The 11460-nt window shown below is 57.0% G+C and carries 11 protein-coding genes and 1 other RNA gene; 4 read left to right on the top strand and 8 right to left on the bottom strand.

Annotated features, from left to right (window positions below):
* Positions 1 to 276 precede the first annotated feature (276 nt).
* From KHU29_RS08475 to rnpB, 6 genes are all read right to left on the bottom strand, one after another.
* Positions 277 to 726: a DsrE family protein gene (locus KHU29_RS08475; RefSeq protein WP_211452361.1), complete on the bottom strand. Its 450-nt coding sequence runs from the start codon at positions 724 to 726 to the stop codon at positions 277 to 279.
* A 19-nt stretch (positions 727 to 745) separates the two neighbouring features.
* The gene (locus tag KHU29_RS08470; RefSeq protein WP_246541692.1) at positions 746 to 1930 is read right to left on the bottom strand and encodes an enoyl-CoA hydratase/isomerase family protein; all 1185 of its coding nucleotides are present in this window, start codon (positions 1928 to 1930) and stop codon (positions 746 to 748) included.
* Entirely contained in the window at positions 1927 to 2730 is an 804-nt protein-coding gene (locus tag KHU29_RS08465) for an enoyl-CoA hydratase (RefSeq protein WP_211452360.1), read from the bottom strand. Before KHU29_RS08465 ends, KHU29_RS08470 begins: the two co-directional genes overlap by 4 nt.
* Positions 2727 to 3896, bottom strand: a complete 1170-nt coding sequence (locus tag KHU29_RS08460; RefSeq protein ID WP_211452359.1) for an acyl-CoA dehydrogenase family protein — start codon at positions 3894 to 3896, stop codon at positions 2727 to 2729. The genes KHU29_RS08465 and KHU29_RS08460 overlap by 4 nt, the downstream gene beginning before the upstream one ends.
* A gap of 257 nt (positions 3897 to 4153) precedes the next feature.
* Complete coding sequence (locus tag KHU29_RS08455) at positions 4154 to 4708, bottom strand: fasciclin domain-containing protein (RefSeq protein ID WP_211452358.1); 555 nt, start codon at positions 4706 to 4708, stop codon at positions 4154 to 4156.
* A 181-nt stretch (positions 4709 to 4889) separates the two neighbouring features.
* An RNA gene (rnpB, locus tag KHU29_RS08450) (RNase P RNA component class A) lies at positions 4890 to 5215 on the bottom strand.
* Between the two features lie 209 nt (positions 5216 to 5424).
* On the opposite strand from rnpB, the gene KHU29_RS08445 reads away from it, so the two are divergent.
* The 4 genes from KHU29_RS08445 to KHU29_RS08430 all read left to right on the top strand — a co-directional run bounded on the left by KHU29_RS08445 (position 5425) and on the right by KHU29_RS08430 (position 8648).
* Positions 5425 to 6693, top strand: a complete 1269-nt coding sequence (locus KHU29_RS08445) for a D-amino acid dehydrogenase (protein WP_211452357.1) — start codon at positions 5425 to 5427, stop codon at positions 6691 to 6693.
* Between the two features lie 46 nt (positions 6694 to 6739).
* Positions 6740 to 7657 carry an ornithine cyclodeaminase family protein gene (locus tag KHU29_RS08440; RefSeq protein WP_211452356.1) on the top strand — a complete coding sequence of 306 codons (918 nt, stop codon included), beginning with the start codon at positions 6740 to 6742 and terminating at the stop codon, positions 7655 to 7657.
* A 100-nt stretch (positions 7658 to 7757) separates the two neighbouring features.
* Positions 7758 to 8429, top strand: a complete 672-nt coding sequence (locus KHU29_RS08435; RefSeq protein WP_211452355.1) for a MarC family protein — start codon at positions 7758 to 7760, stop codon at positions 8427 to 8429.
* A gap of 69 nt (positions 8430 to 8498) precedes the next feature.
* On the top strand, positions 8499 to 8648 hold the full coding sequence (locus KHU29_RS08430; RefSeq protein ID WP_211452354.1) for an entericidin A/B family lipoprotein: 150 nt from the start codon (positions 8499 to 8501) through the stop codon (positions 8646 to 8648).
* 83 nt (positions 8649 to 8731) lie between these two features.
* Here KHU29_RS08430 and KHU29_RS08425 read toward each other — a convergent pair whose 3' ends face one another.
* Both KHU29_RS08425 and KHU29_RS08420 read right to left on the bottom strand, forming a co-directional pair.
* Positions 8732 to 9751: a porin gene (locus KHU29_RS08425; protein ID WP_211452353.1), complete on the bottom strand. Its 1020-nt coding sequence runs from the start codon at positions 9749 to 9751 to the stop codon at positions 8732 to 8734.
* A 342-nt stretch (positions 9752 to 10093) separates the two neighbouring features.
* Entirely contained in the window at positions 10094 to 11449 is a 1356-nt protein-coding gene (locus KHU29_RS08420; RefSeq protein ID WP_211452352.1) for an NCS2 family permease, read from the bottom strand.
* Positions 11450 to 11460: the final 11 nt, after the last annotated feature.

Here is an 11460-nt window from a genome sequence, read left to right as displayed (position 1 = left end):
AAGTCGTTATGCTGAACATGTTGCAGGTTTGGTTTTTAAGTTGGCAAACAGGGGTATACCCCCTTAGACCAATACCTGCAACCCTTCCCAACATTGTCAATCAAATTATTCCGGACAGCAGTGCGCGTTCGCGGGGATGACGCAGTGACCGCATTGGTCCATCTAAAGAATACCGTTCGGGGCTTAACTTAACGGCATTCGGGTCAGAGTCGATTTATTTTTCCCAACCCGCCGATATTTCAGATTGAGGTTTGCAAATACTTAAAGAGACAGCCATCAAGGCCTTAAATAGACATAACCTTGTGACTGCAAATCGGCGAGCAACACAACTGCGCCTTTATCGGCAACCTTAAAATCCGGCAGCAGCTCTTTTAACGAGACGTTCTGCGCTTTCATCGTATTGATGCAGGCATCCATCTCCAGCCCCGTCTTTGCCAGCTGGGCGACATGCTGGCTGAATTCCGGGCTTGCCTGCGCGGAATGAAACGCTTTGAGCGCCGGGCCATGTATGACCAGATTGATTTTCACCTTGTCCGGGCCGCCCATGCCATCGTAATGGTTCTGAATATTGCCAAGTACAAAGCCGACCTTATCAAGGTCGCTCAAGTGATACGCGACCTTGGCCTTATCCACGCTTGCCGCCTTTGCACGTGACGCGACTCCGGCGAGGACTGCCGCCGCACCGATTGACGAAAACATTGTCCACAGAATGTTGCGTCGCTGCATATTGGCTCTCGGCTGGAAATTAGATCAGATCGGCCAACGGATGATCCGTCTCTGACCATGGATTATCAAAAAAGCCGTTGCCCCAATCGTTGGTAACAGCCGCCAAAGTTGCAGGCTGCCAGTGCGGCTGGCGATCCTTGTCGATAATCAGCGCCCGGATGCCCTCTGCGAAATCGGCACGGGCGGCGCAATGCAGGGAAACCACATATTCCAGCCGGAACACTTCCGCCAACGACATATGCCGCGCCCGCTTTTGCAACGCATGCGACAACCAGGCAGATGCAGGACTGCCCGCTACCAGCGTCGCGATTCCTTTTTGCAGCCACGGATCTTCCGTTTTCAATTCGACGATATTGTTCACAACCTCGGCCAAGGTCGGCGCACCGCACAGCTGGTTAATCAATTCAAAATGCTGATGCAACGGTGTCGGCCCCGCCACCCACGTCTCCGCGGCCTGGCGCTCGGCATGTTGCAATACCCGGCTTAACAGGACATCGTCCTGCCGGCCATCCCAAGGCTGGGTTAACAATGCCGCCAGCACCGGCTGTTTTTGCGCATGGCTGATTTGATGATCGGCCAGCCGGGCAAAAATGGCGTCGGCAGCACCAATCGAGGCGCCGCTCAACGCCAGGAACAAACCGATCTGGCCCGGCATGCGGTTCAGGAACCAGGTGCCGCCGACATCCGGATACAGGCCGATCGTGATCTCAGGCATGGCTAACCGTGATTTCTCGGTCACCACGCGATGGCTGGCGCCTGCCATCAAGCCGATCCCGCCGCCCATCACGATGCCGTGCCCCCAGGCCAGGATCGGCTTGGGATAGGTGTGGATCAGATAATCCAGCCGATATTCGCGCTCGAAAAAATCGCACGCGTAGGTATTGCCCCGAATATCATCTTCCCGGCCGGTGGCGTGCTGATCCAGCATGGTGCGGTACAAACCCTGCAAATCGCCACCGGCGCAAAAAGCTTTTTCGCCGGCCGCCTGCAACACCACCATCGCCAGTTGCGGATCGGCGGCCCACGCGCGCAATTGCCGATCCAGCAAATCCACCATTTCCAGCGATATCGCATTCAGCGTCTTTTCCACATTCAACGTGGCGATGCCGATGCGCTTGCCGTTATCGGTAGTCAGTTCTTCAAACAAGGCTGGCGCTGCAGCTGCGGTTAAATTTACGTCTGCCATCTTTGCGTCGTCTTTCATTGGTTGCTCCAGACAGCGGGACGTTTTTGCAAGAAGGCATTCACGCCTTCCTTTTGATCCTGGGTGTCAAACAGATCAAGAAACAATTCGCGCTCCACCGGCAGCAAGTTCGCCAATGGATTGCTGCGTGCGCCTTGAATCAACTTCTTGCAGGCGGTGACGCTAGACGGACTTTGCCTGGCGACTTGTTCGGCCAGCGCCAGGGCGCGTTGCCTGGCTTCGCCTTTTTTTACCAACTCCTCGACCAAACCGATGCGTAATGCCGTTTCGGCATTGACCCGTTCGCCACACAAGATCATACGCTTGGCCCAACCTTCGCCAACCAGCCACGGCAGATTCTGGGTGCCGCCGGCGCAAGGCAACAAACCCACTGCAGCTTCCGGCAAGGCCATCTGCGCGTGTTCCTCGGCAATGCGCAGATCGCAGGCCAGCGCGCACTCCAGGCCACCACCCATGGCATAACCGTTAATGGCGGCAATAGAGACGCCACGGAAGCCGGACAAGGCTTCGAAAGCCTCGCCAAAACGACGCGCCATTTCGCGCGCCATGACCTTGTCGCCGTCGGCAAACAGTTTCAGGTCAGCGCCTGCACAAAAGAATTTTTCACCATCGCCGGTCAGCACCAGGCTATAGATATTTTTATCCTGATTCAGCGTTTGCACCAGCTGCGTCAAATCGCGCAAGGCGTCGCCGGTCCAGGTATTGGCCGGCGGATTGGCCATCGTGACGACGGCAGTATGGCCGATGATTTCCAGCCGCAGGTTGGTGTAGGTGTCGGTAACGTTAGTAACGTTGTTCATCGGATGTCCTCATTGGATGCGTTGCTCAACAACTGGCGGGCAATGATCACCCGCATGATTTCATTGGTGCCTTCCAGGATCTGATGTACGCGGACATCGCGGAAATGGCGTTCCAGCGGGTACTCGCGAATGTAACCATAACCGCCGTGGATTTGCAGCGCTTCGTTACAGATCTGGAAGCCGATGTCGGTAGCGAAGCGTTTCGCCATCGCGCAGTATGTCGTGGCATTCGGATCTTTAGCATCGAGTTTACAAGCCGCCAGCCGCACCATCTGGCGCGCGGCAACCAGCTCTGTCTGCATATCGGCCAGCTTGAATTGCAGTGCCTGGAAATCCGACAGCGGCCGGTTGAATTGACGGCGCTGGCCCATGTACGCATGCGCAGCATCCAACGCCGCCTGGGCGGTGCCGACCGAGCAGGTGGCGATATTAATACGACCGCCATCCAGGCCGCGCATGGCCAGACGGAAGCCTTCTCCCTCTTGCCCCAGCAGGTGATCGGCAGGAATCCGTACATTATCGAAACTGATGGTGCGCGTCGGCTGGCTATTCCAGCCCATCTTTTCTTCCTTGCGGCCGTAGCTGATCCCTGGCGTATCAGACGGCACCACGAATGCCGAGACCCCATGTGCGCCACCAGCGCCCGTGCGCGCCATCAGGACCAGCACGTCGGTCGCGCCGGCACCTGAGATAAACGCCTTGGAGCCGTTGATCACGTACTCGCCGTGCTCACCGTTAACCAATTGCGCGGTCGTTTTCAACGATGCCGCATCCGAGCCCGAGCCTGGTTCGGTCAGGCAGTAGGAACCAAGTTTTTGACCGCTCGCCAGTTTCTCGCACCAGCCTGCGCGTACCGCCGGCGTGGCCCAGTTGGCGATCATCCAGCTCACCATATTGTGAATTGTCAGATAGGCCGTGGTCGAAGTGCAGCCGCGCGCCAGTTCCTCGAATACGATGGTGGCATCCAACCGCGACAAACCCAGACCACCCACTTCTTCCGGCGTATACAAACCACAGAAACCCAACTCGCCCGCCTTGGCGATCACATCGGTAGGGAAGATGCCTTCGGCATCCCATTTAGCTGCATGCGGCGCCAACTCTCCGGCGGCAAAATCACGCGCAGTCTGCTGAAATGCACGTTGATCTTCTGATAATTCGAAATCCATGGTGGTTTGTCTCCAATGCTAATGGGTAGTCTTGTATTAATGCTATCGGTTACTGCTATCGATTACTGCTGCCGGCAACATCTATCTCCGCAGAATAGCAATAATTGACGTTAACGTAAACGTCACCCAATCCATTTGGACGAAAAAAGGGCAACGTCATTGAATGACGTTGCCCCGACTCATTGCTACCGAACGGCTTGTCCTTACCGGCTCCCGCTTGCGGCACCCGCTTGCGGCAACCCCGATTGTGCCGCCTACTACTTAGGCAGCAACACGGTATCAATCACATTGATCACGCCATTCGACTGATTCACGTCATAGGTACTGATATTAGCAACGTGGCCGCCATCGTCTGTGACGGCAATATTCCGTGGGCCATTTTGCGTAAAGGTCAACATGCCGCCACTGGCGGTTGGCAATTCTGCCTTGCCATGGCCTTGCTTGATGGCGCTTTCAAGCTTGGCATAGCCATATCGGCCTGGCACCACGTGATAAGTCAGGATTTTGGTCAGAGTTGCCTTGTTTTCCGGCTTGACCAGAGTTTCCACCGTGCCGGGCGGCAGTTTGGCGAAAGCGGCATTGGTTGGAGCAAATACGGTGAATGGGCCCTTACCTTTCAGTGTGTCCACCAGGCCGGCGGCTTTTACTGCGGCTACCAGGGTGGTGTGATCCGCTGAATTGACAGCGTTGTCGACGATGTCCTTGCTGGGGTACATGTTTTGTCCGCCGACCATCACGGTATCTTCTGCGTGGACCGCGCTGGCGGCGATCAGAGCAGCGGACAAAGTTAAAGCATAGCTAAGTTTGCGCATGATAATTCCTTGAAGAGTGAATTTTCGGAGCCTGCACAGTCATATACGCGATTGCCCGAAAACTGGATTCAAGGATTACGACAGCATGCAAAAAAATGGGATGGCGATGGGACGGCAATGCGGATGGCGACACAACATTCGCCAGGTACAACCGTACGAGCGCAGAAAGCCCGCCGAAAGAAAATGAAGTAAGCCGATAGGCCGGATTCTGTTACGACGCTCAAGCTTGCGCCTTTGCGTTATGACAACCATTCCTCTAGGCGCTGGATTACTCCAGCGCTCAAGCTTCCTACCCGCACGCTCCGCGAGCAACATCAACGCGTGCCTATTTGGAATTGCTCCGAGTGGAGGTTACCGCGTTTCACCGTAACTTAATACGCTCGTCTCTGTGGCCCTATTCCTCGCCTCACGGCGGACGGCCGTTAACCGTCACCCTGCTCTATGGAGTCCGGACCTTCCTCCCGCCAACGCATTGCAACGTCGGCCAGCGGCTGTCTGGCTTACTTCAGGCGGCATTCTACCGCAATGAGGGCATCAACCCGCGGTTTTTCATGGTGGCAGAGCCTCGAACCTGGCCGATGATGCCAAAATAGCATGAGACAGAACATCCGAGCATACGTATAGTATTCGAAGCTTTTTGCAGCGCAAAATCACAACGCCGGCCGGATCGGCCACATCGGCAAGCAACATCATTTTTCCGCAACAGGACAGAACAAATGCACATTTGCGTATTAGGTGCTGGCGTTATCGGCGTCACTTCCACCTATCGGCTGCTGGAAGCAGGCCATCAAGTCACACTGGTTGACGCTGCGGCGTTGCCGGGCAGCGAGACCAGCCTGGGCAATGGCGCACAACTGAGTTATTCGTATGTCGCGCCGCTGGCCGATCCGTCGGTCTGGAGTCATTGGCCGGAATACTTGTTCAGCGCCGACTCGCCGCTGACCTTGCGGCCGAAAATGGATCCCGCGCAATGGCGCTGGCTGCTCAAATTCCTGGCCGCCTGCAATACCAAACGCGTCAGGCAAACCACCATCGATCTGTTACGGCTGGCATTCTTCAGCCGCGAACAATTGCAGCAACTGACGCAAGCCGTACCGCTAGACTTCCAGCATCGCAGCGCTGGCAAGCTGGTGATGTACGGCGATGCCAAGGGTTTGGACAGCGCCCGCAAGCAAATTGCGTTTCAGGCCGAACATGGCTGCCAGCAGGAAATCATCGACGCCGCACGCTGCATGGAAATTGAACCGGCGCTGGCCAATGCCAAGCGCGACTGGGCTGGCGGCGTGTATACGCCGAGCGAGGAAGCAGGCGATTGCGCACTGTTTTGCAGGCAACTGGTGAATACCATGGCGCAACAGCCCGGCTTCCGCTTCGCCCATTCGCAACGTATCCATAAACTGGAGATGCGTAACGGCGCCTTGATCGCAGTGCATGCCGGCCAGGAACAAATCGACGCCGATGCTTTCGTTCTGGCGCTAGGTCCGGCCAGCGCCGATTTCGCACGGCGCGCCGGCTTCTCATTGCCGCTCTACCCGCTCAAGGGCTACAGCATCACGGTGCCGTTAGTCGGCAGCGCCAATCAAGCCGCAGCGCCGCAGGTATCCATCACCGATCTGTCCAAGAAGATCGTTTACGCACGGCTGGGCGATCGCCTGCGGGTTGCCGGGCGCGTAGAATTGGTCGGCATGGATCGCAGCATACCGGACGCGGCAATCGATGAATTGAAGCGCGGCGTCAGTGAGTTATTCCCTGGTTGCGGCGATCTGACAGACAGCGCCAGCTTGTCGCCATGGAGCGGCTTCCGCCCCGCTACGCCAAGCGGCGTGCCGCTGATTGGCGCGGCGCCGGTCAAGAACCTGTATCTGAATGTCGGCCATGGCAGTCTCGGCTGGACCCTGGCCCATGGCAGCGCAACCTTGTTGACGCAATTGATCAACGGCCAGGCCACGTCCATCGATGCCAGCCCTTTTTCATTCAACGCTTAACAATGGAAACCCACGGATACCCGCGAAAACCGAAAGGAATGAAACCATGAAACTCATCACCAACCAGCAAGTCGCCGAGCTGATCAATACCGGCGACGCCATAGCCGCCATGCGCCAGGCCTTCGCCGGCATCGGACAGGGCGCGCAACAGGCGAGAATCCGCACCAGCGCCGGCCCTGTCATGATGTCCAGCATGGGCGCATTGCTGCCTGCCGCCGGCATCGCCGGTTACAAGATCTACACCACGATCAACGGCAAATTTCATTTTGTCACCGTGCTGTTTTCGACCGAAGATGGACGCCCGCTGGCGGCCATTGAATCCGACACCATGACCGGCTTGCGTACCGCTGCAGCCACGGCGGTCGCCGCCGATCACCTGACCAACCAGGACGTTGCCACGCTGGCGGTAATCGGCACCGGAGTTCAGGCGCATTCACATGTGCCGGCTTTGCTGGCGGTGCGCAAATTCAGGGAGATCCTGATTGCGGGCCGCAGCGGCCAACAACAGTTTGCGGAACAGATCACGCAGCAAACCGGGATTCCGGCGCGCGCCGTGAATATCGATGAGGCGGCACAGGCCGGCGATGTGGTGGTGACGGTAACTCGTTCGGCCGAACCATTGTTTTCCGGCGATTTGCTGAAAGCGGGCGCTTTCGTTGCGGCGGTCGGCGCCAGCAAAGGCAACCTGCGTGAACTCGACGATCGCGCGATTGCCCGCGCCAACGCCCTGGTAGTTGAATGGAAACCGCAAGCACAGCAGGAAGCCGGCGATCTGTTGCTGTGCCAACCGGGCACTTTCGCCTGGGACCGGGTATGGGAACTGGGACAGATTGTCGACGGCAGCAGCACTTACCAACGCCAGCCAGACGATCTGGTGATCTACAAGGCGATTGGCGTCGGCGTCGAAGATATCGCTCTGTCCGGCCTGGTCTACCGCCGCGCCTGCGAACGCTTCGGCTGGTAAGTTCCTTCCTGCATCTTCCCCATTATGCGCGGCATTGCTTGCCGCCGCCATGCCGTCAGTCTAGAATCGGGCCACCGATGACTACTGACGACATGCGCACATGGAATTCCACTTACTGAGCTTCCTGAAGACCGTGCTGTTCGTGCTGGCGGCGTTATTACCGATCATGAACCCGCCCGGCGGCGCGCCGATTTTCCACGCGCTGACCATCACCGCATCCGACGCCACCCGCAACGCACTGGCGCGCGGAGTAGCTATCAATTCCTTCCTGCTGCTGATGGGCGGCATGTTCATCGGCACCCACGTACTGGCTTTTTTCGGGCTGTCGCTGCCCGTGGTGAAAGTCGCCGGTGGCCTGCTGGTGGTGGCCACCGCCTGGAAAATGCTGAACTCCGATGAAATGCCGATGGCAGAAGCCGTACCTGAATCGCTCTGGACTGAGGCGCTCGCCTCGAAGAAAGCTTTTTATCCTTTGGCGTTCCCGCTCACCGTCGGCCCCGGTTCGATCTCGGTCGCCATCACCCTGGGCGCCGGCGTACGCGTGCCGAACGTGCCGCTGCCGCTGTCTCTGGTCGCCGCCGTCGCCGGCCTCGCAATAGCGGCACTGATCGTCTATCTCTGCAACCGTTTTGCAGGCGTATTGATACGCCTGCTAGGCGACACCGGCACCACCGTGATGCAGCGCATGACTTCGTTCATCTTGCTCTGTATCGGCGTGCAGATCCTGTGGGACGGGGTGAGCGGCCTCTTATTGTTATGGCAAGCGCATTAATTTACTTTTTCGCCCGGCGGAATTCTAGTGATAAGATTGTTGCCTTACCCTCACCTAAAGGAGCACACGATGCTGAAGAAGATAATGGTAATTGCGGCAATGTTTGGCGTGCTAGGCGCACTATCAGCTTGCAATACGATTGCCGGCATGGGCCAGGACGTAAAAACCGGTGGCGAAAAGGTAAAAGACGCGGCGCAAGACACGCAAAAGAAAATGTAGTTTGTCGTAGCTTTCGCGTGATTCCCAAGATAATAAAAAACCCGACCTGTTGTCGGGTTTTTTACGCGTAAATTTCCAGTTGATCAGAACGCGTGCTTGATGCCGAAAATGATCGAACGCGGATCGTTGCCATTGGCGACTACCAGCGCCGAACCGGTGGCGCCATCTATACCGAAGGTGGCTTTGGCATCGTTGCGAATTTTCGCGATACCGGTGTAGACGGTGGTGCGCTTCGACAGATAGTAGTCATAACGCAGGCTCAGCGCTTTGGCATCGGCATTGCGGATCAGCTTGTTCTGGAATCCGCCATAGCTGACCAGCAGCGAACCGTTGCCGAGCGGTTTGGTGGCGCTGATTTCAAAGTAATTGTTGCGCGCGAGATTAGCATCGTCGCGCCGCGCCTGATATAGCAAACCTGCTTTCACCACGCCAAAATCATAGGAGACTCCAAGCGTCGCCCATTTGTCGGTATTGCTGGTGGTCGTGTTGCGGGTCAAATACACCAGGCTGGCCGACAGCGGACCGTTGTCATACTGGCCGGAAATGCTGGCGATATTACCGACTTTACGCTGCCCTGCATTCGGGTTTTCACCCAACGCATACATGCTTCTCAACGTGAAGCCAGACAGATTGGGAGAGACATAGTTGATTGAGTTATTCAGCCGCGTAGCAACCGAAAAATCGGTGAAGTAATTGGACGCATTACCCCAGCCCAAGCCACCGCCCATACCGTATTTCAGCGTCGTCACGAACAATGGCGAGTATTGGCGACCGATGGTCAGCGCTCCCCATCTTCCATCCAGTCCAACCCAGGACTGGCGGCCAAATGCCACGCCGCCCTGCCCCGAAGTGCCGTCATCGAGATTAATCCCCATTTCCAGCGTATAGATCGCCCTCAATCCTCCGCCGAGGTCTTCGCTACCCTTGAAGCCAAGGCGAGAGCCGTTGATGCCGCCGCTTTGAAGGCGGCTGACGTTTTGTTTGCCGTTATTGCCGAAATCCAGATAAGAATCGGCCACACCATAAATTGTCACGTTGCTTTGCGCATGAGCGACACCCGCGCCGACAGCGAGCAGGGATACAGCGATCATTATTTTTTTCATTGTTACATCTCCTATAGTTAACCGATAAATCATCCGTGGCAATCGTTGGTTGCCTTATTTTTTTGCTTCAAGCATTTCTGTTACTGAATGCACTCACCCGAAAACGAGGACAAAAAAAGCCCTCCCGGAGTCATGCAACCCAGAGTGATTCAGATGGAAAGGGGGATCCCACGCAGTGCGTTCAGCGCGTGGTGTTATGTGACGCGAAGGTCGAACGGACTAGTCGTCGAAAATAATTTCGTTGTGATATCTCCTCTTACGTCGATGGCTGCAGGCGCGCGATCTTATATGTGGCGGTCGCTGTGCCTGTCGCTGTATTTATCGTTTTCAATAATTGAAAAATCAATGTTTCGAAACCACCGTCCAGAAGTAATAGGCCAGGGGCAACGCCAGAACATAGAGGCCTATCGGCACATCCTTGGCGCGCCCCGCGAGCAACTTGATGATCACGTAGCACAGCAGGCCGCCGGCAATCCCGGTCCCGAAGCTGTTCGAGATTAGCGTGAGAAGTACCATCAGCATCACCGGCAAGCCTTCGGTGAAATTATCCATGTCGACCCGGCGCAAACCAGAGAACATCGACAAACCGATCAACAACAAGGCGGGCGCGGTAGCCTCCTTCGGGATCATCAGCGCGATCGGCGTAAACAACAGCATCAGGAGGAACATCAGCGCCGCAGCGAGCGCGGTCAAACCGGTGCGGCCACCAGCCTCGACGCCGGCCGCCGACTCGACCAGAGCAGTCAGCGCCGGAATCCCGAACAACGCGCCGACAGTGGCGGAAATCGAATCGACCACAAACGGTTTGTTGATCTGCTCCATATTGCCGTGCTCGTCGAGCATCCCGGCTTTGTCGCCGACCGCCAGCGTGGTGCCCATCGTCGAAAAGAATTCGGAAGCGAAGAATGCGAACAGATACGGCAGGAACGAGAGGCTGAGTGAATCGATCAGGTTGAGCTTGAAAAAGATCGGCTCGATCGAGTGCGGCATCGCGAATAGCGTCTGCGGCAGCTTGGTCACGCCGAGCGGGATACCGGCGCCGGTGGCGATCAGGATCGCCCAAAGAATCGCTCCGGGAATCTTGCGCGCTTGCAGAAACACCGCAACCGCAAAACCGATCAATGCAACGCAGGCGCCAGGCGCGGTGAAATTGCCGAGCATGAAGGCATTGGTCTTCGCATTGGCGACCACCAGGCCGGCATTGCGGAAACCGAGCATCGTGATGAACAGGCCGATCGATGCGGTCAGCCCGAGCTTGATTTGCAGCGGCACCGTGCGGGTCACGACTTCGCGCAACTTGAACACGGTCAGCACCATGAACAGCACGCCGGACCAGAAGGCAATGCCGATCCCGATCTGCCATGCAACGTGTTCGCTCGCGGCCAGCGTGACGCCGACAATCGCCGAACCGCCGAGTCCGGGGCCGACGATGAAGGGCAAGTTACCGTAGAAAGCCATCAGCACGGTAGCCAGCACGAACACGATAATGGTTGCGGTTGTAGTCGCGCCACGATCCATGCCGCCGGTCGAGAGCAGGCTGGGAATCACGATCAGCAGATAGGCACAAGCCAGAAACGAGGTGATTCCCGCGATGATTTCGGTACGGACCGTGGTGCTGCGCTCGGTGAGCGCAAACTGTCGATCGAACCAGCGACGGCGGGCCGCAGGCGGCTTCACTGCCCGTGCGGTTGTTTTCATGTTAGTTGTCT

It is taken from the genome of Collimonas antrihumi, from assembly GCF_018304965.1.
In the GTDB taxonomy this organism is placed as follows: Bacteria; Pseudomonadota; Gammaproteobacteria; order Burkholderiales; family Burkholderiaceae_D; genus Collimonas; species Collimonas antrihumi.
The sequence above is the reverse complement of the archived record's forward strand: the minus strand, read 5'-3'. Positions and strand labels throughout refer to the sequence as shown.

Coding starts and splice junctions, on each gene's coding strand:
- KHU29_RS08440 (WP_211452356.1), top strand. CDS start 6,740: ATGAAACTCATCACCAACCAGCAAGTCGCCGAGCTGATCAATACCGGC.
- KHU29_RS08460 (WP_211452359.1), bottom strand. CDS start 3,896: ATGGATTTCGAATTATCAGAAGATCAACGTGCATTTCAGCAGACTGCG.
- KHU29_RS08430 (WP_211452354.1), top strand. CDS start 8,499: ATGCTGAAGAAGATAATGGTAATTGCGGCAATGTTTGGCGTGCTAGGC.
- KHU29_RS08455 (WP_211452358.1), bottom strand. CDS start 4,708: ATGCGCAAACTTAGCTATGCTTTAACTTTGTCCGCTGCTCTGATCGCC.
- KHU29_RS08470 (WP_246541692.1), bottom strand. CDS start 1,930: ATGAAAGACGACGCAAAGATGGCAGACGTAAATTTAACCGCAGCTGCA.
- KHU29_RS08445 (WP_211452357.1), top strand. CDS start 5,425: ATGCACATTTGCGTATTAGGTGCTGGCGTTATCGGCGTCACTTCCACC.
- KHU29_RS08425 (WP_211452353.1), bottom strand. CDS start 9,751: ATGAAAAAAATAATGATCGCTGTATCCCTGCTCGCTGTCGGCGCGGGT.
- KHU29_RS08475 (WP_211452361.1), bottom strand. CDS start 726: ATGCAGCGACGCAACATTCTGTGGACAATGTTTTCGTCAATCGGTGCG.
- KHU29_RS08465 (WP_211452360.1), bottom strand. CDS start 2,730: ATGAACAACGTTACTAACGTTACCGACACCTACACCAACCTGCGGCTG.
- KHU29_RS08435 (WP_211452355.1), top strand. CDS start 7,758: ATGGAATTCCACTTACTGAGCTTCCTGAAGACCGTGCTGTTCGTGCTG.
- KHU29_RS08420 (WP_211452352.1), bottom strand. CDS start 11,449: ATGAAAACAACCGCACGGGCAGTGAAGCCGCCTGCGGCCCGCCGTCGC.